Source organism: Pseudomonas sp. QD4 (assembly GCF_049199125.1).
Taxonomy (GTDB): Bacteria; Pseudomonadota; Gammaproteobacteria; order Pseudomonadales; family Pseudomonadaceae; genus Aquipseudomonas.
On record NZ_JBLZOM010000003.1, the window covers coordinates 235,927 to 262,401 of the forward strand.

Here is a 26,475-nt window from a genome sequence, read left to right on the forward strand (position 1 = left end):
GCATAAGCGAGGCTGTAGGGGTGTGCGTGTGACGGGTAGCAGGAACAAAAACGCCCCGACGATGCGGGGCGTTTATTGAGTTTGTTCGGCGATCCAGGGTGGTGCTGCAGGACGCTGCTCGAGCACAGGGAAATCTGGCGATTGCGGCCAGTCGCGCAGAGCCTGCATGTACACCAACAGCTCTTTGAACTGTTCCGCCGTAAGCGTGGTTTCCACCTCGATCTCCAGTTGGTCGCGGTGACGCTCGCGCAGCCAGACAGCTGATGTAAGCTCACCATCGCGCCAGGCTCGTTCCGCTTCTATCAGTTGTTCATGAGAAGGCGGGCCAGGATCGACAGCAATCGGAAATCCTCGCTCGTCCGGCACGATAACTTTTAGCTCACGTTGAGCGGCAAGAAGCGACACCAGGGCCTCACGCGTAATCTCAACCGCGTCCGACGGCATGCTCTTGCCGTTTACAGCAGACGTGTAAAAGCTGTGCGCTGTTGCAGAGTAGAAATGTGCCATCAGTACCCCCATGCCCACCAGAAATCGGTTTCTGTAATTGTTCCGCCAGAATGCCGGAAAGTGGCGCTCGAATTGGTATGCGGAATGTTTTGACTGAGCGTCAACGCATACGCCCCCGTGCCGTCCGTGACACGTTGCGCAGAAATAAAAACCGCGCGTGATGGGAATGCAGTCGGAAAAAGCACAGTGGCGGAGTTGCCGTTGATCGAGAATCGACCCCACTGCAAGATAAATCCGCCTAGCCAAGTCGGGAGCGCAACATATCCGTCAGTACCGAACATGCATGAAAAACCAATGCGCTGTTTTTTTGGAGTGACGATTGTCGCGTCATTCGTACCAGCGTTGATCTGCGCGTCAGTTGCGATTTTCGCCGTACCTTGATTTGCCTCTGTCGCCTGAGCAGCCAGCGGGGCCAGCGCTGCAACATCGATGTTTCCCTGATTGACCGGAGCGTTCCAGGCCTTGATACACCACATGACCGCCAAGTTGCGCGGGCGAGCTTCATTGCCACCACTTGCCGCCCAGTCAAGTGGAACCGCTGTTCCGTTGTCAGCTGGCGCGCTGTCATTGATCAGCGTCTTCGCAAGATTGGGGGTTAATGCCCACGACCCTGGAACAAACTGCGTCGAAATTACCTCTCCATTACCCGCCAATGGCTGAGGATGAACGTGCTTCAGGTTCTGGCTTCCCTGACCGCTTCCAAGCTCTCGCCCGGCATCAACACCACGGCCGTGGTCCCAACCCCGAAAGAACTCCCCACGTGAGTCCGGCAAACGGAAGTTGCCCGCGCCTTCATCGCCCTTGTTGAAGGTGGTCCCGAGGTACGCCGCCAGGTCAGGAAAGGCAGCAACACTCTTCACGCTGCCATCAATCTCAAGGAACCCAGGCGGCACACTGGCCTTGGGAAACGCCACCATAGAGCCGACAGGCAGCGACGACGCCTGCGCGACGATGGATTCGATCTCAGGCTTGGTATAGGTGTCGGTGATGCCATGACCGGCCAGGGTGGCCGGGTTGGTGCCGGCGATTACCCGGCCGTACTTGTCGACTGTGACATTGGCATATGAGCCCGCGCTGATGCCGGTACGACCCACGGCCATTTCAAAGGCCAGCGGCGTGGTGCCCAGGGTGATCGGCCCATCGGTGACCAACTGCCAGACGCTGTCGCCGTTGACCGTGCCCTTCTCGATGCTGACAAACAGGCCCGGGGTCACTTCCGCGCTGCTGTCGGCATCCTGCGCCCGCTTCCACACGCCGGTCGCTGACATCACGTACAGGCCGTTGTCCTTGGCCTGGGCCTGGTTCTTCACCAGCACCCGGGCATCAGCCGGCAGCAGCACATCGTCGATAGTCAGGATCCCGCTCAACGCGATGTTAGCCGTGGTGGCCACCAGCGCTGAGTGCTTGAAATCCATCTTGGCCAGGGCTTCGATCACCGCATTGTCGACGTACTCGCGGGTCGCCAGGACCACGGCCGGGTCAATCTTGAGCACGATCTGCGCGGTGTTGGCCACGATGAAGTTCATGCGGATGATCTGGGTTTTGCCGGTGCCCTGGGCCAGCAACGGCTTGAAGCTCGGCGCGCAGTTGGCCACCGCCACCATGTCGCCGTCAGCATCGTAGAGGGCAATCTCTCGGATCCAGCGCCCGCCGGCATCGGCCGGGATCACCTGCTCGGTGATCACCACGTTCGGGTTGGCCGGGTCGGTGCGCACCTGATTGACCGGGGCCCGGCGCCACTCGTTGATCAGCTTGGTTTGCGTCCGGTTGGGAATGGGGTCGGTGTTGTTGGCATCCCCCACGCCCATTTCCTTGAAGGTCCAGGGCACGCCGAGCGCCGTAGCGTTGGCCTGTTTCGCCTCGCCCACTGCGGTGAGGATGGCGAAGAACTGACTGTTTGAATCGATCATGGGTACACGTCCAGGGTGTCAATTTCATCAATGCACATGACCTGGCCATAGCGGCCGGTCACCTCGATATCGCGCGGGCTTGGCGGGTAAACGTCGATCACCTCGCCCTCATCCACGTAGGCGCCGAAGCCGATCACACCGGAGGTCTCCAGACTGATCGCCAGGCCCGTCATGTGCCGGGTCACCGGTTTGGCGTCGTCGATCAGCCGGGTCAGCTCCTGATACATCTGCTCGGTGATGCCGGTGTCCAGCACCCCGACCTTGAGCGCGAAGGTGGCGGGCTCGCCCTCGGGCACCGTCTGCCACCACTCCACCACCTCGATCAGGTAACCCAGCGGCTCGACCACCCGACGCAACGCGCCGATGGTGCCCTTGCGCGCATGGATGAAGAACGAGGCGCGTATGGCGTTGCGCTTGACCGCCTCGGACCAGCGCGGGTCCCAGCGATCCACCGACCAGGCCCAGGCCAATTGCGGCAACAGGTGCACCGGGCAGGTGCTGGGGTCGTAGAGGGTGCGCAGCAGAATCTCGGTATCACCCGCGTTTGCCGCCTCAATCGCCCTTTCCAGCGGCGTGCTGTTGATCGGCAGAAGACTGCTCATATCAGTCTCCCAGCGTCACGCTGTAGCCGGTGCAGAACGCGGCCTGGGCCAGCGTCGGGGCAATGTTCTGCCAGTTGGTCAGCTCAACCCGGGCCACGCCGGCGACGTGCAGCTGCGCATCGATGGCCGAACGAGCCACCTCAACGCCCAGGCGCTTGCGGGGATTGATCCAGGCCGCCAGCTTGCGCTCGGCTTCGGCCAGGGCCGTATCGCTTTCAGGGCCCGGGCCTTTCATGTGCAGCACCGCATCAATGCGGTACGGCAGGACCTGGGCGCTTTGCACCGTGACTCGATCCCCCAGCGGCCGCACATCCTCATCATTGAGCGCGGCAGCCACCGTCGCCAACAACGCAGGGCTGGCCGCGCCGTTGCCGTCCAGGCTCAGCACGGTCACCGTCACGCGCGCCGGTGATGGGCTTTCGGCCGAGGCATCCGCGACCAGGGCCGAGGCATTGCGCGCATGCAAGATGTAGCTGTTACGCGGCCCGGCCGTGGTCAGGCCTTCATAGGCCAGCTGCACACGCTCGCGCAAAGCATCGTCCGACTCTTTGACCTCCTCCACCGGCGGCACCGCCAGCGGGTCCGCTGCCTGAATCACCAGGCGCGACAGGCTGACGTTGGCTGCCAAGTGGTCCAGGTCCGTGCCTTTGGCGTGGGCCAGCAGCAAGGCCTTAGCCGCATCGTTGACCCGGGCTCGCAACTGCATATCACGGTAGGCCGCCAGCTCCAGCTGCTTGACCACCGGGTCGCTCTCCAGGTTGGCGGACCAGTTGTCGCCCATGTACAGGCGAAACGTGCTCAGCTTGCCTTGGTACAGCTCCTCAAAGTCGAGGCTTTCCAGCACCTGCGGCGCCGGCAGTGCCGACAAATCCAGCGTGCTCATGCCGCCACCTCCAATATCGCGCTATTACCCAGGTACTGGCCGGTCAGGTGAAAGGTGATCTGGCCACCCACCACCGCCGTCACCCGCACCCGCTCCAGTTTCAGCCGCGGCTCCCAGCGCTCTAACGCCCGAGCGACCTCGGCCTGCACCGCACTTTTCCAGCCCTCGGTCACCGGCAGGTCGACAAAGCGGCGCAACTTGCTGCCGTACTCCGGCCGCATGCGCCGGCTGCCGAGCGGTGTGGTCAGGATGTCCTCGATGGACTGCCGCACATGCTCGATGCCCGACAGCGGCAAGCCGGTGCGGCGATCCATTCCGATCATCGCGTTTACTCCTGCTGCAGATCCGGGTGCTTGCTCAGGTAGTCCAGGGCTACGGCGTCACCGACTTCGGCAGACACTCGACCCTGGGCCACCGCCAATTGGCGACCGTCCGGCAAGAACAGAGCACGGGAGGTATAGAGGGTGTCGCGAAACACCGCAGGGCCGGGGCTGGCTGATTCGTCTGTGAGTTTCTTGGGGGTGACCATGCTGTTCTCCAGGCACAAAAAAACCGCTCTCGGCGGCTGATGGGGTTATGGGTTGCTGATCGGTATTACTGCGGCGCTCCGGTTGACCCGGGGCCTGGCATCACACCCATATGGGTATGGGTCGATCCGACGTTTACGCCGTTGTGCTGCAGGCTGGCACCGTTGATTTGCACGTCGCCATTGAGGGTGATCTTTCCAGTCAGGGTGATGGTGTCGGCCTTGCCAGCAATGGCGTTGTCCGTCACCACCGCAGAGCTGCCGCCGACCTGAATGCTCACCGTGCCGCTGGGCAGGCTGATGATGTAGCTCTTGGCCTGCCAGTCGTAGACCAGCGAGCCGCCATCATCAAAGCGCCAGACCTCGACGTGGTCGCGGTTATCCGGCTGGGGGCCGGCGTTGCCGTACAGGCCAGCGACAAACGTACCCTGCGCCGGCTCACCGCTGGGGCTGATCAATGCTCCCTGCTCTCCCAGACTCGGCGCCCGCCAGTGACGGGCTTTGCCGGCGGCCTGGCTGTGCCAGCGCACCCAGGCACTGGTCCAACCGGCGCCGTCCGATACGCGCACAGTGCCACCGGCCAAGTCGACACCCACAACGCTGCAGGGAATAATCAGGCCCGACAGCATGCGGTCATGCGAGGCTGCGACGTAGCTCATGGTTCAACCTCAACACGGACGCCTGGGGCTTCTTCACTCAGGTGATACTCCAATTCACCTGGCGCCTGATTGGGCCACGGCCATTCCTCTTGGCCGAGGTAAATGCCCTGGGTCCACTCCACCACCCACACGGCGTAACCATCCAGCTCCGGGCGGGTCCAGTCCTGGGCCGCCCTCACAAACTCGGCCTGATTGACCGCCAAGCCCCAGGTTTGCATGCGCAACAGCACCACGATCTGCGAGGCCACAAACGCGGCTTGCTGCTGGCATTGCTCCTGCTCAGAACCAACAATCACTCGAGCCTCAAAGCGCGCCTCCAGCGCCGTCTCACCGGTGAGCTGATCAACCCCGGGCTCCAACTCCGTCAGCTCAATCACCACGGCGGGAAGGGCAACACGCTCAAGCATGTCGGGCATGGTGCTCACGAAACACAACCCGGGGATCGCCTCGATCACGTGCTGCTCGATCGCGGCGTACAACTGATCCAGGCTAAACGGCTCATCAGACACTGTTCGCTCCTCGCAGATACTTCTGCAGCTCAAAGTTCAGCTCTTGCTCCAGCACCACCAGCAGGCGCTCGTCGGCCTTCGCAACCCACTGTTCGAACTGCGGCCGGACGTCATCTAGCGACACCTTGGCCTTGGCCAGGGGGAAGCGGTTGTCGTTTTCGGCAACGAAGCCAGAGCGCCGTTTGCCCTGCCGTGTCTCGGGGTAGTCCTGCGCGTTGAAGTGCTTGCTGCCGGTGCGGATCCAGATATCGGCTTGCCCGCCATAAACCTTCTTGAAGAAGGCGCCCTGATACCGCCGCCCAGCGACCGACACGCCCGCGCGGTTCTGACGCGCTCGCCCGATCCGGCTGGACTCAATGGGGTTGATCCCAAACCAGAGCTTGCCCTGGCCGTTGCCGTTGATAGGGTAAGCCCGCAACCGCTGGCGAACCGCCGCAACGGCAATCCGCTCCTTGCTGCTGACAGCGCGCGCAATGTGCGTGCGCAGCCAGCGTAAGGTCTTGTTGATAGCCCGCCGCTGAGCAGCGGCTGCGGCTTTGGGTACCAGTGCTGCAAAGTCCTTGAACGCCTGCATATCGGTGGCCGATGGCTGCAGGGTGATCATGGCATCGCGGGATGTTTGCCTGACGTAACTTCCAACGCTCATGCTTTAGCCCTCAGTACCAGTGCCACCCATCCAGCCCCGCCTGGCTCCAGCCGTACAAGGTCATAATGCCCACCGCCATCCTGGGTCGGCAGGTCAATCGAGACCTGCCTGCCCGGGGTGATGCCCGCCGCATCGCTGACGCGAATCTCAAAACGCGGCTCTCGAAGCCCCGTATTGATCCGCCCCAACTTGGGCTGCAACCAGGGAGCAGCGAGAAAGCCAGGGATTGGCTTGTCGATGCCCTCGATCACCGCCTCATCGCCCAGGACATCCAGCAGGCGCGCATCCATCACTGCCACCTGGTCACGGAACGACATAGCTAGTCGTCCTCGCCCTGTTCGGCGTCGAGCTTGCCGCGCTTGGCAATCTTGCCCTCAGCGAGCAATTGATCTCGGACCTCGGCATTAGGCGGCGCATACACCTCACCCTTTTTTACGACTTCGCGACCGTCCTGAATACAGCCGTCCACCACCACGTACTCAACTTTCGCAGCCATGTCACACCACCTTTGCGTAGATGAAGGCGTTCGGCTCCAGCAGGCCGGCCAGCGCCGCGCTCTGCAGTTTCAGCCAGCGCACGCTCGGTTCCTGTGTCACCCAGCTTTTAGGGAAACGAGCCGCCTCGACCAAGCCGCTCTCGATGGCGTCGAGGTCTTGAATCGCGCCATACAGCATGGCGTTGCGGGTGGCAGTAGCCCCCAGGATCACACCACCGGCCGGGATCACCGGCGCCTCGTCGCCAGTGTCATCGGCCAGATACCACTCGTTGTAGGCATACAGGTCAACGCCTGGATCATTCAAATAGCCCAGGTACGTCACACCGTCGGGCAGTAACTCGGGCTTGATAATCCCCATGTCTACGCGGCGACTGTTGAGTTGCTCAAGGACTTTTGAATTGCCCTGGAAAGCGTCTTGGGCCTCGGCGCTCAGCACCACCACGTTGGCAGTGCGACCGGAGTCCTTGGCCACCAAGCGCTGCCACTGCCGCAGGTTGGCAATCGGATCCGAGCCAGCGGCATTCCAACGCCCGTTACCGAGCGTGATCTTGTGGCTGTCTTCCATCAGAAAATCGATGGTGTCATCAACCCCCTCACCAATGACCCGGACCTTACCCGTGGTCAGCGCTTGCGCACACATCCACTCCTCGCGGCGAATGATCTGCTCGTCCAGATCAACCAGGTCTTTACCCAACTGCTCGCCAGCGCGCTGCAACGGCGTACGGGTGGAGAAAGGGTTTTCGCCAGCCGAGCGCTTCAGGATCAGCTCAGCATTGGTCGGCAGCTTGGGCTGAATGTAGGGAGGCTCGTAGGTGTTAGAGACAAAGCCCTGTCGAGACGCAACGCTGCCCGGCAGCGAGGGGTGAACGAACGGGGCCATTTTGCGCTGGCCCTTGATGATGTCGATGGTCACCGTCTTGGTCCCGAAGGTTTCCGGCATGGAGCCGTTGAAGAAGGTGTCCATCAGAAAGCGGCGTGGCGTGCGGATCTGCTCGACCGCTTGCAGCATGGTCATGGTGTCGAAAATGTCAGTCATGGTGACTCCGTTCAGCGAATGAAGAGGGACAAAGGACGCAGAGCGGCCTTGGCTGCGGCCAGGGTCAACCCCTCGCCGAGGGTGAGTTGGCTGCCCAGCACTTGGCCGGTCAGGCGAACAGGCGCGCTCTTCGCTCCGCCGGTGGTGTCGACGTCCTGATCGAGGATGGCAACTGGGGTTTTCGAGCCATCCTCTGCCGCCGCCTTGCACAGGACGTACTCCATGGATGGGGTCACCTGGCCCAGGACCGCCCCGGCGTGCAACGTCTGGCCGGCAGCGATAACGCCGGTGTCCATCACAATGGGGAAGTCGCCCGCCGAGATCTGGCGTGGCACATAGGTTTCACGTTTAGGGTTGCTCATGGGTGTCTCCGGTTAACGGCGCGAGGCGCCTGCAACGATTGCGCTAACAGCTGCCTGGCGTTCGGCCTGCAGGCTGTCGCCGGTTGGGGCGGCTCCAGTGGCCCCCTGGGCATCGCTCTTGATGCCCTGGAGCGAGATGCCGCGATCCTGAGCGGCCTTGAACAGCACCAGCGCGGTGGCCTCGACCGAGCTGCCTGTATCAATGGCCGCCTCGATTTCCTTCTCGAAACCCTTGCTGGCCAGGGCATTGATGCCTTTGATGCGCTCACGCTCGGCGGTGGCCGTCTCGGCGCGGATCGCGGCGAGGTCAGGCTGGTCGGCCTGGGCAATTTCGATGGTGTTCGGGTCGGTGCCGGCTGCCAGAGCTGTGCGCAAGTCGGCCGTGGTCTTGACGGTGGTCATGGTGTGTATCCTTGGGTTAGTGATGGCCGGCTTGGCCAGTTCAGTGATCAGAGACTCCAGCGAGCCCACGCGGTGGGCCAGGCCGTGCTTAACGGCGTCGGCACCGACACGCAGCCCGCCGTGGTCCCCCATCTCGGGGACCAGCTCGGCAGCGACGCCCAGGTTGCGGGCGACCTTGCCCACAAAGACCTCGCCCAGGGCGTCGATGGTTTCGCCGATCTTGGCGCGGCCTTCCTCGGTAGAGAGGTCGGGGCGCTTGTTCGGCGCGTCACGGCTGACGATCTGGTAACGCGTACGCCCGGTGGCGTTCTCGTTCTCAACGACAGCCTCGACAACGACGCCGATGCTTCCAGCCAGGCTTGCCTCGTCGATCACGATCTCGCTCGCGGCGGAAGCGATCCAATAGCCAGCGCTCGCCCCGGTGCCGCCGATGTAGGCCACGATGCGTTTGCGAGAGCGACCGGCGTAGATCATTTCCGCCAGCTCGTTGATACCGGACGCAACGCCGCCTGGGCTGTCGATGTTGAGGACAATGGCCCTCACCTTCGGATCATCCAGCGCTCGCTGAATGTCAGTGGCCAGGACCTGGGTACTGGTAGCGCCACTGATCTCGGTGAACAGGTTCGCGTAACGGAAGATCGGCCCGATGACTGGCACCACCGCCACGCCGTTGCGCAGGGTGACCTGGCGGGTGTTTTCCAGCCGCTCCCCGCGCTTGGTCTCCAGCGCCATCGGATCGCCCATGCGATCAGAGATGGTCAGCAGGTTATCCAGGGCGGCAGGCAGCATCAGCCACGGCTGCGAGGCAGCCAGCTCAAGTGCTCGCGGCATGTCTATTCCTCTTCGGGGGTAGGCTCAGGCGGGTTTTCCAACCCACTCTTGGGCAGGGCTTGCAGGCTGTGTTTGCGGCGTTGGTCGACCTCGCGCACGCGCTGGCGGAAGACCTGCTGCCAGGGCTCACCAGTCATCGCTGCGGTCTCCAGGGTTTCGTTGCTAACGCCGATCTCGATGCGCTTGCCGGCGGCGTTGGCCTCTTTCAGTTCATCGATGGCGCCACGGGCTGGGCCGATCCAGATGGCCTGGCAGTACGCCTTGCGCTTGGCTGGGTCGCCGTACCCGGGAAGGTCGATCAACCCCCGGGCCACCGCCTCATCGATCACCAGCTCGCGGCTGGGTTGGCAGAAGTCGCAGGCCAACCACCAGCGGCGCAGGCTGTAGAAGCGCCACGCCTGCAGCATTGCAGCCCGGGCGGCGCTGTAGCTGCTGCTGTAGTGCAGCAGCAACTCCTCCAGCGGCAGCTCCAGGGCAGCGCCGATCTCCTTGACCACAGCGGTGAAGAACGGGTCGAACTGGGCATTAGGCCGGCCGGGGTTGGCTACCACCGGTTCCTCGCCCACCCCGAGGTCGACAACTGCCCCTTCGCCAAGGCTCAGCTCACCGTCTGCCGTGTTGTCTCCATCAGGACGCTCTTCAGAGAGTGCCGTCATCGGCAGATTGCCGGCCGAGAAATCGGACCCCTTCTTGATAAACACGGTGAACATGGCCGAGATCACCGCCGCCATAAGCTCCGCGCTGCTATAGCGCTCCAGCTTCTGCAGCGGCTCCAGCACCGGGGCCAGGTAGGGCATGCCTCGTTTCTGTCCTGGCCGTTCCTTGTCTGCAAGGACATGCAGCACACGGCGCCGGCCTGTCTCAGCACCGAACGCGGTTAGACGCTCCCAGGCCAACGTCTTGCCCACCAGGTGCTCGCCGGGATAGCCGGTGCAGACGTGATAAGCGACTGGCGCCCCCAACGCGTCACACTCCACCCCGTCGACCAGGTCGACCCGGTCCATACCGCCGTTCGGATTGCTGACCCGATCCGATTCGATCAGCTGCAGCCGTGTGCTGAAAATGCACCCGGGCCGCTCTTGATCCGGGCTGGCCACCAGTACATCACCGGCTACCAACGAGGACACCAGCACCAGGGCCTGCAGCTGGTAGTGGTTCAGTGTTGCCTCCGCGTCGCACTCCCGAGGGTCATCGGCGTACAAGGACCACAACCGATCTAGCCGGCCGTTCAGCGCATCCGCCTCCTCTTCACTCAGGCCCAGCGCCTCGTTGTCGACCTGCGCCCGGCAGACCAACCCGGTGCCCACCACGTTGGTCCGCAAACGCGTGATGGCCGCGCGAGCGACCAGGTGATTGCGCATGGCATCGCGGGAGCGCGCCACCAGCATGCGCCGTTCACTCTGATTGAAATCACGGCGCGGACTGCCCAGCCCAGGGATCCAGCTGGCCATGCTGCGCAGCACACGGGAGGCGCCGCGCCAGCGGGTTTCGACGCCGCCGCCACCGCCCTGGGCGACGATCTGCTGGTCATCGGTCGATGCCCTCGCAACCCGGATAGCCTCGCGCATCAGCTGTTCAGGTGCAGACTCACGTGTACGAAATGGCCACATGATCAGATCCCCACGTAAGAAACGCGGCTACGGCCTCGCCCCTTGAGCGCGGCCTGCTCGCTTGCCACCTGTTCGGCGTACTGTTTTTCCAAGAGACGCAAGCTGTTGAGCTCCGCCAGTTGTACCTCGCGGTCCGCTCGGCGCAGGCGCTGGCCGGTGTTCAGGACGGCCGAGATCGCCGCCCGTACTTCCGCAAGGCGTTGTTGTGCATCTGTCATGGTGAACCTCGGTTAGCCGACGCGGCTCCGGGTACCCCTGCCGCGAGAAACCGCGCGACGAGGAACCGGGGCGACCGCCTGCTCAGTAGAAAAGAGGGTGGGCTGGAGCTGTTGCTGCTCGAGCTGGTCCCATTCGTTGTCACGCAACAGGTGCGTCTTGAGGCTGCGAGCCGCATGCAAGGCGTACACCTCGCAGTCCAGCGCTTCGTTGCGCCGGCCTGCTTTCCTCTGCCAGACCATCTTGCTGGGTTGTCGGGGATGCGGTGCCAGCACCTCGTTGGTGACTTGCTCGTAGTAGTCCGGGCGGATCTCGCTGTACCAGTGCATCCGCCCGGGCCCGCTGCCCGTGAGCCGCATGCGGCCATCGATCAGCGTCTTGGCCTTATGTGTGCCAACGATATACACCCGCAGGCCGTACTTGGCGGCCTTGGTGTTGTCCTGGCTGGTGTCTGCCGATTGGGCCGGCTTGGTGAAGATCTCCCGGTCGCGGCTGTCGATGGACGCGCCCTTGATTGCCATGATGTTGAAGCGCTGACGGTCCCGCACGTAGGTGTACACCGCATCACTGGTGTTACCGTCCGAGCTGTCGATGCTCACCGCCGAAACCGCGATCTGTGCGCCGCCTTCAACCGGAATCGGGGTGGCAATGATCTTGTCGAGTTCGGACCAGACCGGGTCGTGGGGGTCGATGGGGTTGCCGGGCAGCTCGCCCCAGTACAACCGCCAAGACTCCTCGCCCCTGCCCCAGCCCACGATCATCAGCGCCAGGCGGTCGCCTTGGACGTCCACACCAACCGTCACCAGCAACACACCCTTAGGGGCGGTCAACTCGGCGTAGGGTTCGGCCCGTTTCTCCAGCTCGTCGGTCTTGGGCGCGTTGCTCTTGTATTCGTAGCACTCGCCCATCTGACTGTTGGTAAACGCGATCATCGGCCCATGGTTACCGTTAGAAGCGGCATGCTCGGCCTGCAGCTTCTTCTCCATCAACGCCTCAAACCGCGAACCGTAGAACGTGGCGTAAAGCTCATTGAGGATGTAACCCGCAATGCCGCGAAATTCGGCCGTTGCCTCCCAGCGCCCGTGCTTAAGGTTGGCGTTCTTCTGGTGGTCATCCCAGATGGCGCTGCAATGCGGGCAAGCATAGAACGCCGTTTCAGGTCGACGCTTGCCGTAGACCTCATGGAAGTAATGCGGGTCTTCGTCACAGTGCAGGTGTTCGAAGCTCAGCGCGTGGGCCTGGCCGCATTCGTGGCACGGCACCAGGCCCACGCGCTTGTCCGACAGCTCCAGCTCTGCATCGATTGCCGACAGCCCCTTAATGGTCGGGGTGCCGCCGATGATGATCTTTGAACGGCGAAAGGTCTTGAGACGCTCCTTGGCCAGCTTGATGCTGTCCCCCTGCCCCCTCAGGTTGAGGTTGCAGTCGTCGGGTTCTTCCACCGCCACCCGAGGTACCGGCGTCGACTTCACGCTGGACGGGCTGTTGGAGCCAACCATCTTCAGGAAGCCACCCGGAAAGCGCTTGAAGTCTTGACGTTGCTGCAGCTTGCGGCTGCGCAGATCAACCTTTTTACGCAAGCGCTTAGTTGCGGCAATCATGGGCTCCAGCTTTTCGGCGACATATTGCTTCGCCGCTTCGGCTTTGGGGAACAGGATCAGGATCGGGGACGGGTCGAGGTCGATCCATTTGCCGATAGCGTTACCCATCACGCCCGAGGTCCAGGCTACCTGGGCCGACTTGCGCCCAACGACCTCAAACACATTCGGATCGTCTAGTGCCTCCAGCGGGCCACCCGGCCAAATCAAGTGAGGCGTAACGTCAAATCGATACTTGCCTGGCTTGCCCGCCTCTTCGGTTGAGAGGTAACGGTATCGAGTGGCCCATTCGATGATACTCATGCGTGGCGGCGGCGCCCATTTTCGGCACGCCCGACGGATGCCATTACTCGCCGTCTTCTTCAGCGCCCTCCTCATCGTCCGGCTCGTCAGTATCCCACTCGGGATCATCGTCGTCCTGGTCATACGCGGACAGCCTCCTCAGTATTGATTCGACGGGCTCGCGGATAAGTTGCTCATCCACCTCAACCCCATAGCGGGCGGACAAGGTCGTAGCCAGTTCATCGGGAAAGGTATTGAGCAGTTCGATCTTGGCTGAAGTGATCGCGGTCTCAAACCGTTGGACCATCTCCGCCTCGATCACAACCGCGCCCAGCTCCTTGGCCAGCGCCAGCTCTTCGCGGTCGCCGCGCAGCCTGTCGAGCCGGTCCCGGGTGGACTCCTTCTTGCCGTTCAGTGCGGCTTGGCGCATCAGCCATTCGATCACTGCCTGGGTGTCGTACTGGTTTTCGTTGCCCCGCCCTACCCCGAACTCAATCACCGGCATCCCGTCGTTCTGCCACCGGCTCAGGGTGCGTTCATCGCGACCGACGATCTCACTAAGCTCGGGCTTGCTGACTGTCTTGCCCATTGTTAAGTCCTTGAAAAGACGGACATCCCTGCACCAATCTCAGCTACAGGGAAACCGCGAGTTCGATAACCCGTGTAGGGGGCGGCCCCGGGGGAGGACCCAGAAATTCTGGGCTCCGCCCCGGCCTGCCCGGCGCTGTCATGCTTGACCGCCATCGCTGGGCGGCACTTCACACACGCCCAGCCGCTTGGCTGCCCAACGTTCGTACAACCCAATGGCCACATCGGCGCCGGCCATCGCCGTCAGGCAACCAATGGCCGAAGCCGCCCAGATGGATACGCCGGCAGCGTGCAACAACATCATGGTGGACAACCCGCACCCGATGCAGGCGCCGGACCGAAGCGCCAAGCGCCGCACTAAGGGCCAGCCTCGGACCCCGGCCTTGTCCGCTCGCCACATCTCACCGGACACGCCGCCGACCAGCGACAGCATGATCAGCATCCATACCGGCATATCTACAAGAGCCTGCTGCTCGTTCGTCATCGCCCTACCCCATAAACGCAAAAACCCGGCGCAATGGCCGGGCTCAGTGTGGTGGTGTGTCCCGCTGCTTGCGGTCGCACCTATCGAAGATGACTACTTTTTACAGGTCGATTCCGGTGGCAGCAAGCCTGTTTTAATGCCACCCGGTGAATGTCTGGTGAACGCCTAGGCAATGTCGGTGAATATCTTTATTTCGGCTATCAGCGCCTTTGGCGCTGTCCTACCTGTCCCACCTATATTGAGTCAGGTCGGACAGCTACAGGCCCCGAAATTAAAGGCTCTGGCCCACTGTCCTACCTTTACTTATCCTTCCTCGTGTAAAGAGAGAAAGCTAAAAGCACGCGTGCGCGCCCATGGCGCGTATGGGCGCCCGCTGCGCTCACACATGTGTGTGACGTGCGGGAAGGTAGGACAGTAGGACAGACCACAAAAGACGTGCCCCGCGCCTGTCCAACTGCACCCATTTGCAGTTGGACAAGGCTGGACAGTAGGACAGCAAGGAACGGAGCTAGGGCAAGGATCAAGCAGCCTTCCCCATCAGCAACATACCAATGCACAGGTGAGCGTCGTGCAGACGCTGGTAGTAGGTGTCGCGGCCGCATCCGCAATGGGCATAACGCAGTGCCATGTTGGAGTCGTGGTTGCAGTAGTGCTCGCGCACGACCAACGCCAGCTCTGCATCCAGGTGCTTAGTCACGATCAGCTCCATGTCGAGCGAGCCCTCCAGTGGCGCCTTACTTGCACGCCTGCCTCGACTGAGCTGGCCGTTACTCTCCATCATCATCGCGACCATGTTGCCGCCGGCGAGCCCACCGCTGGATAGATCGCTGTGTAGCTCATGGGCCCAAAGCCGCAACAGCGCATCGATCTCCTTAATCAAAACAAGGCTCCTCGATCTTCTCGACCACCAGCGCCGAGTGCCGGCCCCACGTCTCAGGCTTCTTGTAGGCCCAAGGTCGAACCCCACTCTTGGCCAACGCGGGCTGCCGCACCTTGCGCCACCCCAGGCGATGCATGATCGCGCCGACACGCATCTGCTCCGGCTTGCCCCAATGTCCGAAGTCCAGCTTCAAGGCTCCGGCCAAGATCTCGCTACCAGTGGCGGTTTCACCGATCTGCGACTCCTCCAACCAGGTGAGGATCGGGCCCTCCCATTCATCCACCACAAAGCGCTCCTCCTGGGCCTCAGCGAACAGGGGCGCCTCATCTCGAACAACCCACCAGATATCCCCCGCCAAGTAGCAGAACATCGCCTCAGCCCAGAGCTGGTCACGTACCTGGCGCAACTGCTCCAGCTCAACCTTGGTACACGCCACCGGCCAATAGCGCCGGTTGCCCGTCGCGTCCTTGAGGTATTCGTCCTGGTTGGTCGTGCCCACGAAAACACACTGGCGTGGCACGTCCATCGTTCTGCGGCCATAGCTCTCACGGTAGGTATCAATCGAGGCCGAGAAGAACTGTTTAGCCTTGGTCGACTCGGCCTTGTTGAAGCTGTCCAGCTCACCCAGTTCGATAATCCACTTCCCCCGGATCGCTTGGAACGCGTCCTTGTCACCCAGAGTAAACGGCGTATCCATGAACCACTCACCACCGAGAATGCTCATGGCAGTCGACTTACCGGCGCCCTGGGCACCTTCAAGGATCATCACCGAGTCGGCCTTGCAGCCGGGCGACATAACCCGGCCCACAGCCGAGATCATCCATCGTTTGCCCACCTTTGAGCTGTAGTCAGTGGGGGCCACACCCATGATGTCGGTCAACCAGGAACTGAGCCGTGGTACTTGGTCCCACTCCAAGCCATGAAGGTAGTTGCGTACGGGGTGAAATGAGCTGTCGTGAGCGACGACGCTGACAGCCTCGATCACGTGACTAGCCTTTACCCGCAGGTTGTACTGCTGCGCGAGCCACTTCATTACCAGCATGTCGTCGATGTCCGCCCAATCACCAGTCACACCGCCATAGGGTGGGACTCGCAGTTTGACGATCTTCGAACTGAATGAGCTGAAGCCGATCACTCCGGCCCAGCGCTCGTCATTACCGAGGATCAGCTCAACGTTCTGCATGTGCGCAATCAGCATGCCGCTTTCACTACGGGCCAACAGATCCCTCCAACCACCAGCTGCGGCAGGCTTGACCACCGCGAGCACCTGCCGCCGGACAGCGTCCAAGCCTTCAGCACAGTGCAAGTCGTTGAAGTCGGTCCACTTATCCTCTCGCTCACAAGCAAAGTTCGGCCCAACCACCTGGCCTCCCACGACGGTCGCCGCGTTTTCAGCACGCTCCTTGCCCGGGTTCCAAGGCTCGCCATTTGGGCGTTTGGTCTTCCAATCATCATCCCGGCACACAATGACCGGGCGCCCAGGAAAACGCTCACGCATGGCCTTTGAAACCAGCATCAGGTTGCCAGCATCAAAAGCAATGGCGACCGTTAGCGAGGTCGCCATGTGCAAGCTGGCGCCGGTGGCGTAGCCCTCACACACCAAGATGGCCTCGCCCGGCTCAGGGTGCGGCCCGATCAGATGAAAAGCGCCCTCCTTTGACATCCCGTAGGGCCAGTAGGACTTGTCTCGCCCGGTGTCTGGCTGCTTCTCGGGGAAGATCACCTGCAGGCCGACAATCTGGTCACGTACGTTGCTCATCGGCACCAAAAATGCGCCGGAGCGTGGTGCATAACGAACGCCGAACCCGACGATTTGCTTTCGATCCAGGTAGGTGCTGCGGCCCTTTTCGGGCATACGTTTGAACAGCGAGGCCGCACGGTTCGCCGCGCGGCGCGCTGCGTTGGCAGCCACCTCTGCAGCACGTCGCTTGGCCTCCTCCTGGCGAGCGCGCATCACCTCGCGCTCCTCAGCGCTCATGCGACCGGCCTTGACCTTGATCTTCTGCGTCTCGCCCGAGCGCCAGTCGCCAAAGCTGCCGAAGATCAGGGTTTCACCCTTCGCGGTTCGGTGCTCATGCACCACGTACCAACCATTCTTTTCCTTGCCCTTGTCCTGGGCAGTCTTGCAGCGAGTGAGCTTGCCGAACACCAGCGGCTGCAAGGGCTCCAGGCCGTAATCGGCGAATTGCCCCAATACCTCATCGAGCATGGCGGGCCTCCCGCAGTTCGTTGATCTGTTGGCACGAAACGCAGCAGATGCACCCTGGCAATGCCAGGCGCCGGGCTTCAGGGATCGGCGAGTCGCACTCGTCGCAGAACAAAAAGGAGTGAGGGGCGGTCTCGGGCTTGCTGGCATTTCGTGCTGCAAGCGCTTGGTCGAGACGCTCCTGCACCAGGTCATTAGCAAAATCAGCGATATCAGCCACGGTCGGCACCTCGCGTCGTCTTGTTGACGTAGGTGGCGCGGTTGAACATCCCCAACAGCCCTTGAATGCCACGAAAAACCTGCAGGCGAATCTCAGCCAGCTCACTGTCGGAGACAACTCCGTCACCAATGCTCTTGGCCCAGGTATCAGCCAGATCCGCCACCTGGCGGAAATAGACTGCAATGCCGGTGGTAAGGGTCTCCGGCATGTCGTTGGTATACGCCTCGGCCAACTCTTGCCAGGTCGTATCCCCGACTAACGCGTGCACCGCATCGAGGATCCGGCGGTCCTTGGTCAACTCAAGGATTTCGCCAAACTCTTGAATGTTCACCGAGTGGCTGGGGTGGGTCGGGGACAGTTTGTGCTGCAGCGTGGTGGAGTTTCTGCCGGTGGTGGCGGCGATTGCAGCAGCGCCGCCTGGATAGTCCCGGGCGGCGTGGTACAGCGCTAATTCGAGCGTCAGGACTTCCCGCTGTGCTCGATCAACGCAACTCAGAGCGATACGGCTCATGGCATTAATCCTTGTAAGTTGCCAGTGCCGCGCGGCATGCAGTGGTGATACATTTGCCGCGTGGCTTGAAAGGGCCCAAAAGCCGGCTAGGTCCGCAAGACCGATACCGGCACCGTGCCAAGGCGAACAATCCGTTGTTCACCTCTGGCGCAACAGCTGCCCAATCTGTGGTGGAAAAGGCAGCAACACCAAGGCTTCCGAGCCTTGGAAAGCGCGGTAAAGATCGACGGTTTGCATGTGGTGTGCCCGCCTATCTTTATCGCGACCCGACGGCGCTGTGGTGGTGCGTGTCGGGAGGAACTGGGCGGCCCTTGGGTCGCCTTTTTTCTAAGCTGCCTCTGAAGCGTTTACTTCGGGCGGGAAAACTTCATCCAAAGAACATTTCGCCCCAAGCTGATTCAACGCTGCAGTAATAGCTCGGCACTCAGCAAGGCCAGCCGTTCTCCGCCCTGCCTCATAATTACTGATCCGGGCTTGCGTCCAGCCTAAGGCCGCAACCAAATCACGCTGCTTTATACCGACCTTGTCTCGAAGCTCTGCAATCCTGTTCATTCAGATCCTCCTTTGAACGGATCAAATATTATCACGTTACGTGATTAAGGCAACACGCAAAGTGCAAAAAAAACATTTCAATGCGTGGTAAAAATACCCCCATGAACACACTCGGCTCACGCATCAAAACATTAAGAACCGCCAAAGGCATGAGCCAAAAGGAGCTTGCCCAAGCCTGTGGGTGGGAATCACAGTCTCGAATCGGCAACTATGAGAAGGGGACCCGCCAACCCAACCTTCAAGATTTAGGGAAGATCGCAGCTGCACTAAACATTAAATTTGCTGAGCTTGTTGCCGAAGCTGAAGGGCCCTCGCCTCACAAGTTCAATGACACTTTAGGGAACACCTACGACATCAGCGCTCGCCCTAAGCTGAAGATCAACCAGGATTCCCCCCTGTATATAGGCGCGGGAACAGCGAAAACAGGACGTGTTCCAGTGGTTGGAACTGCTCAGCTTGGTAATGAAGGTTTCTTTGAAGCAATGGATTTCCCACCGGGCCACGGTGACGGTTATCTAAATATTCACAGCGACGACCCTGATGCTTATGGCCTGAAAGTCACAGGCGATAGCATGCACCCCAGGATCAAAAACGGCGAATACGTCCTAATTGAACCGAACAAGAGTTACTACAGTGGTGACGAGGTTATGGTCCGAACTGTCGCCGGTCGAACCATGATCAAAGAGTTCATTTACCAACGTGACGGTATGTACAGACTGGACAGCGTCAATGCTGAACACTCTCCAATTCATATAGCTAAAAGCGAGGTGATGGAGATACATCTAGTAGGAGGAATACTGAAGTCATCACGGTTCCTGAACAATCCGTGATTAAAAATCACATTTCGTGTTGACATGGTAGCGCACGATACGTGATATTCGCCTCACTCTTCCACCACAGAGCGAGGCAACACCATGCACACCACAGCAACTCTGCACGTCCACCCAACGGCCGCAACATCCACCCGAATTTTTGAAGTTCGCCGCCTGGCGCTTCAATTCGGGTGCGCGTTCATTGCGTCCAAGCCACGCCTCAAGGCTCCCACTGCGTTTCCCACTGTCGACCCTAACGGCGGAGGGCACGCAGCATGAACGTGTTCAAACTCGACAACCGCACACTGCAGCTGCTTAACGCCCAAGTGAACTTGAGTGAGACATTCGTGCACACGATCCGCTCAGCTCCCAAGCGTGAAGCCATGACCTTTCGCTTGAAGGTCGACCGCGGCCTTACCGACACCCTCTTCACGGTTGAACTCGGCAGCGAACGCCACACGCTGACCTTGGAAAACGGCCCGAAGACGCACCTCAAACTGGCGGACTTCATCGAGGAAATCGCCAATGGCACCAGCGACCTGGACGGCGTGGTTGACCTCAACCCCCTCCCTCATGCGACTCGTCAATACGGCGAATTTGATACCGCACATCAACAACAGCTGTTTGAGCTGGTTCGCCGTGGCGGTGTTCTGGACCTGTACATGGGGTTTGATCTCCCCATCCAGGTGGCGCTGCACCGCTGCAGCACCCGCAATGCCGTGACCACCATCATGAGCATTGGCAAGAAACGACCACGCACCAAGTGCTTCACCCTATGCGGCACTGAAATCGAGATGTACCAGAAGCTGGTCGAATCCATCCGGCACCTGTCTGAAGTCGCAACACCTGCAGCGCATGCAGCGTGAGGGGGCAGCCATGGAACGCAACCTCACCAAAGCTGCCCAGTACCTGGGCACGACTCGGCCGAAACTGATCAAACTGATGCGTGCAAAAGGTCTACTCAACGAGCAGAACCTGCCCACCTTCCCAACTCGGGATCGCGAGTACCTGGGCATCAAAGAAAGCAAATGGTGGCACCCGAAACTCGGCATGCAATACAGCCGCTCAGCACGGGTAAAACAACTCGGGCTTCACTGGCTTGCCGAGCAGTTAGGACTCCCATTGCCGGAGATCCAGGCTGACCACCGTGACGTGGCCTAGGGAATACGCTCGCCAGATCCTTGCCATGCGGACCAAAGAGGAGCGCAACGCTGCGCTCCTTGAGGTACCTGAGCACCTGCGCGAGTTGACCAAACGCCACTGCCTCAATACCTGGAACCACCCGGCCCGCCAGAAACGCACGGAGAGCCAACAGAAAAATGAGCAACGCTAACCAGAACCCACTGCGGCTTATGCCTGCACCGGATCCAGCCACCGTCGAGTTGCTTTACCGCACCTTCGGCGACGTGCTGATCCCCCTTGACAAGCTGCGCGTGCAGTACTTCCGCAACCTGAACGAGCAGTCGTTCGCAACAGAAATTAGTAGCGGTCGTATCCAGCTCCCCATCACAACACTGTACGGCAGCCGCAAGGCACCGAAGTACGCACACATCCGACATGTAGCCGCCTTGATCGATATCCGCGCCTACAGAGCCGACGAGGACCAAGCCAAGCTGCAAACCGAAACACCTGAGCAAGATCAGTAACCCATCCGGCTGACACCACCAGCCGGATTTAATCACCAGGAGCACACCACATGACCGAGTACCAAATCTGCGCACTGATCGTTTTCATCCTGCTTGTCGGCATCGTCTTTTGCGCCGGTTATCGCAATGGCTTGAACGATGGCCGCACTTCAGGGATTGAAGAAGGCAAGACGATTGAGCACGCCGACAGCACTGAAGCGATCAGGGAGGTTCAACTACAACTCGACCAGGCCCGGGCTCACTACAAAAAGCTCTACGGCCACTACGAACGCGCCCTGTCAGCCACAAAGTTGGGTGAGGCTGAGCGCCTGACGCTACTTGAAGCTGCTGAGACTCTGAGAATTGCAGCTGACACCTTCAGGGCCTTCCGGACAGGTAAAAAGCTGGAGAGGGACGCTCGCGCCCACCGGGAGAAACTGCTCGAACTGGCTGCAATGCTTTCTGCAGATCAGGAGAAGGTGGCATGAACCACTCAAGTGATCTTAGCCACCACATAACAGCGACCACAGGACCGACACCCATTCATTCCCCAGAGAAAAGCGGCACACAAACCTGCAGGCACACAGCATGTTCAGGAGCCGCTTTGCTCTGCTGCTCGATCAGCGTCGACACTCAGAAAACAGAGAGCCTCTGCTGCGCAGCAGCAGGCATTACTACTCTTTCCAGCAACACCTCCGAGGCGTTTATACCCCACGAAAAGCTGCGCGAGGCAGCCACTGATGATGCAACGCTAATCGCTCAGGATTGCCCGCCCGCGCAGCCTGCCGTGGGGTATGCACACCTATCAGGGCGAGCTGACTCTCTGCTTGTTCAGGGGAAGCAGTCATGACATCCATGAAAAAACCTCCCTTCGATTTCAAGACCCAATACGCTTTGAGCTTCAACACGCAAGACGATGAGATCGTTGTCGACTTCTTCTGCGGTGGCGGCGGTGCCGGGACCGGTCTGGAGATGGGCCTCGGCCGCACTGTGAATGTGGCGAAGAACCACAGCCCGCAAGCAATCAGCATGCACACCGTAAATCACCCGGGCGCAAAACACTTCACCACCGACGTGTTTGATGGCGATCCGGACACCGAATGCGGCGGCAAGGCCGTCGGCTGGTTTCACATGTCACCGGACTGCACACACCACAGCCAGGCAGCCGGCGGTCAGCCGCGCAAGCGCGAGATCCGTAATCTGTCGTGGATCGGTCTTAAGTGGGGCGGCAAGAAGAAGCCCCGAGTGATCAGCCTGGAGAACGTGAAGCAGATCCTGCAGTGGGGGCGCCTGATCGCCAAGCGCGACAAGGCAACCGGGCGCGTGGTGACCCTGGACCAGGTGCCGCACCCGACCCAGAAAGGAAAGACCACCAACCGAGTGGCAGCGCCGGGCGAACAGGTGCCAGTATCCAACCAGTTCCTGGTACCAGACCCGAAACAGCGCGGCCGCACTTGGCGCCGCTTCGTGGCCCTGCTGGAAGGCATGGGCTATGTCGTCGAGTGGAAGGTGATCAAAGCGTGCGACTTCGGCGCACCGACGAGCCGGGAACGCCTGTTCATGATTGCCCGGTGCGACGGCCAGCCGATCGTATGGCCAGAGCCAACCCACGCAAAGAACCCGGTCAAGGGTCAGCAGAAGTGGAAAACCGCCGCCGACTGCATCGATTTCACCGACCTGGGCAAAAGCATTTTCGGTCGCAAGAAAGACCTGGCCCAGGCCACCCTGCGCCGTGTCGCCAAGGGGATGAAGAAGTTTGTCATCGACAACCCGGCGCCGTTCATTGTGCCGATTGCTAATTGGTCAGGCGAGTCCGTGCAATCCGCCGGCGAGCCGTTGCGCACCATTACCTCTTACCCCAAGGGCGGCGCCTTCTCGGTGGTGAGTCCGGTGATCGCACCAGCAACGCACCAGGGCAGTGACAGGATCAATGACCCACTTGATCCGCTGCCGACGGTGACCTGCGCGAATCGCGGCGAGCTGACACTTATCAGCCCATTGATGGTTGGGGCCGGTGGCCCGGAGTACTCCGGCAAGCCGGTGGGCATGGAACAGCCAGTGGGCACGCTGATGACCCAGAACCACCGCGCGCTGGCTTCCGCCTGTATCGTCCAGGCTGGGCACGGCGAGGGCTCTGGCGCAAACAAGCGCCGCTCCCACGGGGTGAACGACATCTGCGGCCCGATCGGCACCATCACGGCCAGCGGCGGCGGCCAAGCCGTCAGCACGGCGGTGATGATCCAGGCCAACGGGGGATTCAACACCACGCACGCCAAGGGCATGCACGAACCCATGACCACGGTAACCAACACCGGCAGCCAGCAGCAGCTGGCCGTGGCAAACCTGGTGCACCTGCGTGGCAACTGCGATGCTCGGGACGTAAACGACCCGCTGCACACCATCAGCGCCGGCGGCCAACACCACGGGCTGGCCAGCGCATTCATGGAGCGGGCGTTCGGCGCCAGTGTAGGCCAGGGCCTGGAAGAACCGGCGCCTACCATTACCGCCGGTGGTGGCGGCAAGAGCTCCCTGGTGTCGCTCACGCTGTCGCCAGAGCATGAAGCCGGCGCCCTGCGCGTTGCGGCGTTCCTGATCAGCTACTACGGCACCGAGAACATCAGCGCCTGCGACTCACCAACACCGACCATCACCACCAAGGATCGCTTGGCCATGGTCACCGTAATGCTCCAGGGGACGCCGTATGTGATCGTCGACATCTGCCTGCGGATGCTGAAACCGGCTGAGCTGTACAAGGCCCAGGGCTTCCCGGCCGACTACATCATCAGCCACGGCGCCGACGGCAAGCCGTTCACCAAGACCCAGCAGGTCCACATGTGCGGCAACAGCGTCAGCCCGCCGCCAATGGCTGCCCTCGCCCGTACAAATGACCCTTGGCGCCAAGCCGAGCAGTTAAAGGAGGCAGCATGAGCAGCTATCCACAGCACCTGACATTGGCGCAGCGCCAGCACCTGCTCAAGCTGCGCAACCCCAAAACCTACACATACTGGGAGGCAAACCCGAACACTTGGCGCCCCGGCTCCTACTGCCTGCGAATTGACTGGTGTCGCAGTAATGCTCGAGGCCAGGTCAGTACATATTTTTACCCCGGCCAAACCGGTCACGAACTGGTCGACGTGGTGCGTAAGCAGATGAACGAGATTGAACAGAAAGACACCGCCACAGAGGGCGCGAGCCATGGGTAAGTTGATCAGCGTGCCGCTCCAACCGTGCCCTTTCTGCGGTCAGCAGGATCCATTCGTCGAGCAGCTGGACAGCGACTCCTCAGTTGTCATCTGTCAGGGTCGGGTAGGTGAGCATTCCGCTTGTTTGGCGCGGGGTCCGGTTGGAGTTCAACAGCACGACTACGAAGATCAACCAGGGCATGACGAAGCTGTGAAGGAGTGGAATCGACGAGCAGCCGCCCAGCTCCAGGCCTTAGCAGAGTGGAGGGTCCAATAAATGAACAAGGCCATTGATACAGCCGACACCCCCCTCGAAAGCTATCAAGTCGACAAGATTCCAGAAGAAAAAATGGCTGAATTGGTGGGATCGACTCGCAGAGCCCTACAAGGCAAACGTGCCCGGGGAATCATCCCCAAGGGTGTTTGGAACGTCATTGATAATCGCATTTATTACAGCATCAGGAGATACGAGGCATGGCTCGAAAGCCAATGGGATTGCCCACAGGAGTTGAATTTGCCGGTCAATCAGTCCGCATTCGCTTCACATGGAACGGGCGCCGGCGCTGCGAGACCCTCCCCTATCCCCAGACGCCGAAAGGAATTAAAGCGGCCGCCGATCTACGCACTAACGTAACCAACCTGATCAAACACGGTGTAATGGATGATCAGCGCTATGCAGAGTTGTTTCCTAACTCTGCATACGCCACATATACGGCAACGCCTCTCTTCGGGGAGTATGCCCAGCAATGGCTGAACAGCAGGGAAGTTGTGGAAGGCACTCGCAAAAACTACCGCATATCCTTCAACCTATATTGGATGCCTAGCCTGGCGATATTTCCACTCGACAGCATCACCTCGGTGATGCTGCGGCAGATCGTCGGCAGCACGCCATGGGCATCAGCGGGAGTGAAGCGTTCGGCTATTCAGCGGCTCAGCACATTGCTCGGCACTGCTGTAAAAGACGGGCTAATCAATAGAAACCCCGTTGAATCTATTGAACTACCGGCGAAGGCAAAAAAGACTATAGATCCCTTTAGCGTTGCGGAGGCAGACGCACTAATCGCGCACCTGTACTCAACACTCACAGGTTCAATGCGTATCTACGCGGCTTATTTCGAGTTCGCCTTTTATACCGGGATGCGACCAGGTGAGATCGCCGCACTTCAATGGAGCGAGATTGACACCGAGAAACGCCTCGCCAATGTTTGCCGAATCGTCGTTGACTACAAGATTGAGGAGCGCACCAAGACCCGCAACACCCGCCAGGTCATGCTCAACAGTCGAGCCTTACATGCCATTGAGGAGGCTAAACTGGTCGCCAAGCAACGTGAACGACAGACCAGGCGCAAGCATACAAAGTCACCATTCGTGTTTCCGCCAACCAAGAGCTTTGAGTTCATTCAGCAAGCGAGCGTTACAGATAAGCACTTCCAGGCTGCGCTGAGTGATCTGACTATTCGCGCCCGCCGGCAATACAACTGCCGACACACATACGCTACCATGTGCCTCATGGCGGGTATGAACCCTGCGTTTATTGCCAATCAGCTAGGTCATAGCGTTCAGATGCTGCTATCGACATACGCCCGATGGATAAACTCCAGCACTGACTGGGGCGAACTCGGGAAGCTTGAACAAAGCTTGATTGGTACAAAATCGGTACAGACAGAAACAGTACCCCTCTGAAACCCTTATGGAATCAGCCTCTGTGACACTGGAACAGAATTACACCGCGATCCTCGGCCAACTGGGCGAGGACGTCTCCCGCGAGGGCCTGCTCGACACGCCTAAGCGTGCCGCCAAAGCCATGCAGTACCTCTGCCGCGGTTATGAACAAACGCTGGAAGAAGTCACCAACGGTGCCTTGTTCAGCTCCGACAACAGCGAAATGGTACTGGTCAAGGACATCGAGCTTTACTCGCTGTGCGAACACCACCTGCTGCCTTTCATCGGCAAGGCCCACGTCGCTTACATTCCGAGTGGCAAGGTCCTGGGTCTGTCGAAGGTCGCGCGCATCGTCGATATGTATGCCCGCCGCCTGCAGATCCAGGAAAACCTCAGCCGGCAGATCGCCGACGCCGTCCAGCAAGTGACGGGCGCCCTGGGCGTGGCTGTGGTGATCGAGGCCAAGCACATGTGCATGATGATGCGCGGTGTCGAGAAACAGAACTCGTCCATGATCACCTCGGTGATGCTCGGTGAGTTCCGCGAAAACGCTGCCACCCGCAGCGAGTTTCTCAGCCTGATCAAGTAATACCGAACACAGAAAAACCGGCGTTCATCGCCGGTTTTTTTTCGCCTGGGCAAAATCAGGTAAGCTGCCGCCCCTTCATTCATGGGCAA

General features: G+C 60.5%; 34 protein-coding genes. 10 read left to right on the top strand and 24 right to left on the bottom strand.

Annotated elements, in window-relative coordinates; all coding sequences use genetic code 11:
* Nucleotides 1-72 precede the first annotated feature (72 nt).
* The 24 genes from ACOZJV_RS21320 to ACOZJV_RS21435 form a co-directional block, all read right to left on the bottom strand.
* Nucleotides 73-507 carry a phage tail assembly chaperone gene (locus tag ACOZJV_RS21320; protein WP_421548429.1) on the bottom strand — a complete coding sequence of 145 codons (435 nt, stop codon included), beginning with the start codon at nt 505-507 and terminating at the stop codon, nt 73-75.
* Nucleotides 507-2,417, bottom strand: coding sequence for a phage tail protein (locus tag ACOZJV_RS21325; protein WP_421548430.1), 1,911 nt, complete (start codon nt 2,415-2,417; stop codon nt 507-509). Before ACOZJV_RS21325 ends, ACOZJV_RS21320 begins: the two co-directional genes overlap by 1 nt.
* Nucleotides 2,414-3,019, bottom strand: a complete 606-nt coding sequence (locus ACOZJV_RS21330) for a phage tail protein I (RefSeq protein WP_421548431.1) — start codon at nt 3,017-3,019, stop codon at nt 2,414-2,416. The genes ACOZJV_RS21325 and ACOZJV_RS21330 overlap by 4 nt, the downstream gene beginning before the upstream one ends.
* A gap of 1 nt (nt 3,020) precedes the next feature.
* Nucleotides 3,021-3,902, bottom strand: a complete 882-nt coding sequence (locus ACOZJV_RS21335) for a baseplate assembly protein (protein ID WP_421548432.1) — start codon at nt 3,900-3,902, stop codon at nt 3,021-3,023.
* Complete coding sequence (locus ACOZJV_RS21340; RefSeq protein WP_253166952.1) at nt 3,899-4,225, bottom strand: GPW/gp25 family protein; 327 nt, start codon at nt 4,223-4,225, stop codon at nt 3,899-3,901. Before ACOZJV_RS21340 ends, ACOZJV_RS21335 begins: the two co-directional genes overlap by 4 nt.
* 5 nt (nt 4,226-4,230) lie before the next feature.
* Nucleotides 4,231-4,431 carry a hypothetical protein gene (locus tag ACOZJV_RS21345; protein ID WP_421548433.1) on the bottom strand — a complete coding sequence of 67 codons (201 nt, stop codon included), beginning with the start codon at nt 4,429-4,431 and terminating at the stop codon, nt 4,231-4,233.
* A gap of 65 nt (nt 4,432-4,496) precedes the next feature.
* Nucleotides 4,497-5,087, bottom strand: coding sequence for a phage baseplate assembly protein V (locus ACOZJV_RS21350; RefSeq protein WP_421548434.1), 591 nt, complete (start codon nt 5,085-5,087; stop codon nt 4,497-4,499).
* Nucleotides 5,084-5,596: a hypothetical protein gene (locus ACOZJV_RS21355; RefSeq protein WP_421548435.1), complete on the bottom strand. Its 513-nt coding sequence runs from the start codon at nt 5,594-5,596 to the stop codon at nt 5,084-5,086. Before ACOZJV_RS21355 ends, ACOZJV_RS21350 begins: the two co-directional genes overlap by 4 nt.
* Complete coding sequence (locus tag ACOZJV_RS21360) at nt 5,589-6,242, bottom strand: hypothetical protein (RefSeq protein ID WP_421548436.1); 654 nt, start codon at nt 6,240-6,242, stop codon at nt 5,589-5,591. Before ACOZJV_RS21360 ends, ACOZJV_RS21355 begins: the two co-directional genes overlap by 8 nt.
* Nucleotides 6,239-6,559, bottom strand: coding sequence for a head-tail joining protein (locus ACOZJV_RS21365; protein ID WP_421548437.1), 321 nt, complete (start codon nt 6,557-6,559; stop codon nt 6,239-6,241). The genes ACOZJV_RS21360 and ACOZJV_RS21365 overlap by 4 nt, the downstream gene beginning before the upstream one ends.
* Before the next feature lie 2 nt (nt 6,560-6,561).
* Nucleotides 6,562-6,738, bottom strand: a complete 177-nt coding sequence (locus ACOZJV_RS21370) for a hypothetical protein (RefSeq protein WP_421548438.1) — start codon at nt 6,736-6,738, stop codon at nt 6,562-6,564.
* A gap of 1 nt (nt 6,739) precedes the next feature.
* On the bottom strand, nt 6,740-7,774 hold the full coding sequence (locus tag ACOZJV_RS21375; protein ID WP_421548439.1) for a major capsid protein: 1,035 nt from the start codon (nt 7,772-7,774) through the stop codon (nt 6,740-6,742).
* A gap of 11 nt (nt 7,775-7,785) precedes the next feature.
* Nucleotides 7,786-8,136, bottom strand: coding sequence for a head decoration protein (locus ACOZJV_RS21380; protein ID WP_421548440.1), 351 nt, complete (start codon nt 8,134-8,136; stop codon nt 7,786-7,788).
* A gap of 12 nt (nt 8,137-8,148) precedes the next feature.
* Nucleotides 8,149-9,369, bottom strand: a complete 1,221-nt coding sequence (locus ACOZJV_RS21385; protein ID WP_421548441.1) for a S49 family peptidase — start codon at nt 9,367-9,369, stop codon at nt 8,149-8,151.
* Nucleotides 9,370-9,371: 2 nt separating this feature from the next.
* Nucleotides 9,372-10,979 (bottom strand): phage portal protein, encoded by a 1,608-nt coding sequence (locus ACOZJV_RS21390; RefSeq protein WP_421548442.1) that lies wholly within the window; start codon nt 10,977-10,979, stop codon nt 9,372-9,374.
* Nucleotides 10,980-10,981: 2 nt separating this feature from the next.
* Complete coding sequence (locus tag ACOZJV_RS21395) at nt 10,982-11,197, bottom strand: hypothetical protein (protein ID WP_421548443.1); 216 nt, start codon at nt 11,195-11,197, stop codon at nt 10,982-10,984.
* 12 nt (nt 11,198-11,209) lie between these two features.
* The gene (locus ACOZJV_RS21400; protein ID WP_421548444.1) at nt 11,210-13,219 is read right to left on the bottom strand and encodes a phage terminase large subunit family protein; all 2,010 of its coding nucleotides are present in this window, start codon (nt 13,217-13,219) and stop codon (nt 11,210-11,212) included.
* On the bottom strand, nt 13,140-13,664 hold the full coding sequence (locus ACOZJV_RS21405; RefSeq protein ID WP_421548445.1) for a terminase small subunit: 525 nt from the start codon (nt 13,662-13,664) through the stop codon (nt 13,140-13,142). Before ACOZJV_RS21405 ends, ACOZJV_RS21400 begins: the two co-directional genes overlap by 80 nt.
* 138 nt (nt 13,665-13,802) lie before the next feature.
* Nucleotides 13,803-14,147: a phage holin family protein gene (locus tag ACOZJV_RS21410; protein ID WP_421548446.1), complete on the bottom strand. Its 345-nt coding sequence runs from the start codon at nt 14,145-14,147 to the stop codon at nt 13,803-13,805.
* A gap of 520 nt (nt 14,148-14,667) precedes the next feature.
* Complete coding sequence (locus ACOZJV_RS21415) at nt 14,668-15,027, bottom strand: hypothetical protein (RefSeq protein WP_421548447.1); 360 nt, start codon at nt 15,025-15,027, stop codon at nt 14,668-14,670.
* Nucleotides 15,020-17,236, bottom strand: coding sequence for a VapE domain-containing protein (locus tag ACOZJV_RS21420; RefSeq protein ID WP_421548448.1), 2,217 nt, complete (start codon nt 17,234-17,236; stop codon nt 15,020-15,022). The genes ACOZJV_RS21415 and ACOZJV_RS21420 overlap by 8 nt, the downstream gene beginning before the upstream one ends.
* Nucleotides 17,226-17,453: a TraR/DksA family transcriptional regulator gene (locus ACOZJV_RS21425; RefSeq protein ID WP_421548449.1), complete on the bottom strand. Its 228-nt coding sequence runs from the start codon at nt 17,451-17,453 to the stop codon at nt 17,226-17,228. Before ACOZJV_RS21425 ends, ACOZJV_RS21420 begins: the two co-directional genes overlap by 11 nt.
* Complete coding sequence (locus tag ACOZJV_RS21430; RefSeq protein ID WP_421548450.1) at nt 17,446-17,964, bottom strand: phage regulatory CII family protein; 519 nt, start codon at nt 17,962-17,964, stop codon at nt 17,446-17,448. The genes ACOZJV_RS21425 and ACOZJV_RS21430 overlap by 8 nt, the downstream gene beginning before the upstream one ends.
* Before the next feature lie 327 nt (nt 17,965-18,291).
* Nucleotides 18,292-18,516: a helix-turn-helix transcriptional regulator gene (locus ACOZJV_RS21435; protein WP_421548451.1), complete on the bottom strand. Its 225-nt coding sequence runs from the start codon at nt 18,514-18,516 to the stop codon at nt 18,292-18,294.
* Between the two features lie 101 nt (nt 18,517-18,617).
* Between ACOZJV_RS21435 and ACOZJV_RS21440 the strand changes: the two genes are divergently transcribed.
* The 10 genes from ACOZJV_RS21440 to folE all read left to right on the top strand — a co-directional run bounded on the left by ACOZJV_RS21440 (nt 18,618) and on the right by folE (nt 26,386).
* Entirely contained in the window at nt 18,618-19,346 is a 729-nt protein-coding gene (locus tag ACOZJV_RS21440; RefSeq protein WP_421548452.1) for an XRE family transcriptional regulator, read from the top strand.
* A 257-nt stretch (nt 19,347-19,603) separates the two neighbouring features.
* On the top strand, nt 19,604-20,194 hold the full coding sequence (locus tag ACOZJV_RS21445) for a hypothetical protein (RefSeq protein WP_421548453.1): 591 nt from the start codon (nt 19,604-19,606) through the stop codon (nt 20,192-20,194).
* A 10-nt stretch (nt 20,195-20,204) separates the two neighbouring features.
* Nucleotides 20,205-20,489, top strand: a complete 285-nt coding sequence (locus tag ACOZJV_RS21450; protein ID WP_421548454.1) for a phage antirepressor KilAC domain-containing protein — start codon at nt 20,205-20,207, stop codon at nt 20,487-20,489.
* Between the two features lie 158 nt (nt 20,490-20,647).
* The gene (locus ACOZJV_RS21455) at nt 20,648-20,974 is read left to right on the top strand and encodes a pyocin activator PrtN family protein (protein ID WP_421548455.1); all 327 of its coding nucleotides are present in this window, start codon (nt 20,648-20,650) and stop codon (nt 20,972-20,974) included.
* 50 nt (nt 20,975-21,024) lie between these two features.
* A complete protein-coding gene (locus tag ACOZJV_RS21460; protein ID WP_421548456.1) occupies nt 21,025-21,441 on the top strand; it encodes a hypothetical protein in 417 nt (138 codons plus the stop codon).
* A 358-nt stretch (nt 21,442-21,799) separates the two neighbouring features.
* Nucleotides 21,800-23,881 carry a DNA cytosine methyltransferase gene (locus ACOZJV_RS21465; RefSeq protein WP_421548457.1) on the top strand — a complete coding sequence of 694 codons (2,082 nt, stop codon included), beginning with the start codon at nt 21,800-21,802 and terminating at the stop codon, nt 23,879-23,881.
* Nucleotides 23,878-24,156: a hypothetical protein gene (locus tag ACOZJV_RS21470; RefSeq protein WP_421548458.1), complete on the top strand. Its 279-nt coding sequence runs from the start codon at nt 23,878-23,880 to the stop codon at nt 24,154-24,156. Before ACOZJV_RS21465 ends, ACOZJV_RS21470 begins: the two co-directional genes overlap by 4 nt.
* A complete protein-coding gene (locus ACOZJV_RS21475) occupies nt 24,149-24,412 on the top strand; it encodes a Lar family restriction alleviation protein (protein ID WP_421548459.1) in 264 nt (87 codons plus the stop codon). The genes ACOZJV_RS21470 and ACOZJV_RS21475 overlap by 8 nt, the downstream gene beginning before the upstream one ends.
* 197 nt (nt 24,413-24,609) lie before the next feature.
* On the top strand, nt 24,610-25,818 hold the full coding sequence (locus tag ACOZJV_RS21480; protein ID WP_421548460.1) for a tyrosine-type recombinase/integrase: 1,209 nt from the start codon (nt 24,610-24,612) through the stop codon (nt 25,816-25,818).
* 22 nt (nt 25,819-25,840) lie between these two features.
* The gene (gene folE, locus ACOZJV_RS21485) at nt 25,841-26,386 is read left to right on the top strand and encodes a GTP cyclohydrolase I FolE (RefSeq protein WP_010456659.1); all 546 of its coding nucleotides are present in this window, start codon (nt 25,841-25,843) and stop codon (nt 26,384-26,386) included.
* Nucleotides 26,387-26,475: the final 89 nt, after the last annotated feature.